The sequence below is a fragment of the Flavobacterium daejeonense DSM 17708 genome, assembly GCF_000425425.1.
GTDB lineage: Bacteria > Bacteroidota > Bacteroidia > Flavobacteriales > Flavobacteriaceae > Flavobacterium > Flavobacterium daejeonense.
In genome coordinates this window covers 1-1,880 of sequence record NZ_AUDK01000050.1, presented here as the reverse complement: position 1 = coordinate 1,880, position 1,880 = coordinate 1, and the positions used below count along the sequence as shown (strand labels likewise).

General features: G+C 25.2%; 2 protein-coding genes. Both read left to right on the top strand.

What is annotated here, in order from left to right; genetic code table 11:
- Window positions 1-306: 306 nt before the first annotated feature.
- Window positions 307-1,293: a zincin-like metallopeptidase domain-containing protein gene (locus tag H599_RS0117710; protein ID WP_026715339.1), complete on the top strand. Its 987-nt coding sequence runs from the start codon at window positions 307-309 to the stop codon at window positions 1,291-1,293.
- Window positions 1,294-1,410: 117 nt separating this feature from the next.
- Complete coding sequence (locus tag H599_RS0117705; RefSeq protein ID WP_026715338.1) at window positions 1,411-1,773, top strand: single-stranded DNA-binding protein; 363 nt, start codon at window positions 1,411-1,413, stop codon at window positions 1,771-1,773.
- Window positions 1,774-1,880 lie beyond the last annotated feature (107 nt).

Genomic DNA, 1,880 nt, shown 5'->3' with positions numbered 1-1,880 from the left:
TTTTTTGAAAATAAAAAATACCGATTACACCTATTTTAAAGGCTTCAAAATCTAAATCTTGCAAATGATATAATTGAGTTTATAACCTAATTTTTGCCTAACTATTTTCAAAAAAAATCAATTTCTTATTTATTGTGGTTCTGCTCCTGCTCCATCTAAAAAACTTTGCATTTAATTACAAAATACTATTTAATTAATTTGTATATATGATATGAATAAACTATCTTTACGTAAGTAAAAAAGGGAAATGATTCTCTTTTCTTAATCTAAAATACTATTTAATTAATTACTATAAATAATATAATTATGAATACGGCAATTAAAAAAAACACTGGTAAGAAAAGATTTTTAAATAAAAATGAGGAAACCAAAAATAACCCATTTCTTGAAATGATTATCGATGGACTGGAAAAAGTTGAACAGAAAAACTGGGAGCATTATTTAAAACATCAAATTGATTTTACACCAAAAAATTTATTTACTAAACTTCCTTACAATCGTTTTAATCGTTTTACGTTAATGTTAGATATGATGATTGGAGGTTTTGAAAGTCCTTATTATGCAACATTTAATCAGATAAGTAAAGCAGGTGGTTTATTAAAAAAAGGGGCTAAAGGTCGGGTAATTCAGTATTTTAGTTATGTAATTAAACATAAAATTACAGGTGAAAAAATAAGTTTAGAAGCTTATAAAATGCTAACTGGAGAAAAACAAAACGAATATAATTTAAGTTCTTTTGTAAAATATTTTAGAGTTTTTAATGCTGAGTTTATTTCTAATATAAATGAAATAGACATTGAAATACCAAATAATGATGAAGATTTAAATGATTTAACCGAAATAAATCTTTCAGAAGATGCAGAAGCTTTTATATTAAAATTAAAAGATTCTAAAGGTTTAAAATTAATACACGATAAAAAAAATACAGCAAGTTATTCTCCATTAAAAGATGTTGTTACAATGCCATTAATAGAATGGTTTAAGAACGAAACAAAATATTATAGTACTTTATTTCACGAGCTGATTCATTGGACTGGTCACGAAAACCGTTTAAATCGTTTTTCCAGTTCTATGATTGCAGAAACTAAGGAAAAATATGCTTTTGAAGAATTGGTTGCTGAAATGGGCGCAATGTTAGTTTATTTTGATTATAATTTTAAAGAAGAATTTATAAATTCATTGGTATATTTAAAAGGATGGTTAAAACATACTAAAGAAGATTCGAATAAAATTGAAATTTTAGACAATGCTTTTAAAGCATCAAATAAGGCAGTTTCTTTTTTATACAGTTAAAAAAACATGAAAAAAATTACAAAATACTATATAAATAATTAGTATATATCATATAAATAGTTTATCTTTACTTAAGTAAAAAAGGGAATATTTCTCAATAATCAATAAAAAATAAATATTATGAGCTTAAAAAACAATGTACAGTTATGGGGTAATCTTGGTAATAATCCTGAAATCACAAATTTAGAAAGTGGAAAAAAAATAGCAAAATTTTCTATTGCTGTTAATGAAGTTTATAAAAATAACGAGGGCGAAAGAGTTGTTAATACTTCTTGGTTCAATTTAATTGCTTGGGGGAAAACGGCTGAATTAGTTGAAAAACTTTTAATCAAAGGAAGTGAAATTGCTATTGAGGGAAAATTAAGTACCTCTTCTTATGATGATAAAGACGGAAACAAAAGATTTACAACAGAAGTTGTTATTAATGAGTTTCAACTCGTAAGCGGAGGAAGTCCTAAAAATTCAACTGATTCCGAATAAAATTTATTCTAAAATAAAAAGAAAGTCCTGCTTTGGTAGGATTTTTTTTTGCGTGCGCTTCTAATTTTTAAACTCATTATCTAGGGATAACGAGTTTAAAAATTAGA

Excerpts from the sequence above, each read along its gene's own strand:
- H599_RS0117710 (WP_026715339.1), top strand. The coding sequence starts at position 307 with ATGAATACGGCAATTAAAAAAAACACTGGTAAGAAAAGATTTTTAAAT.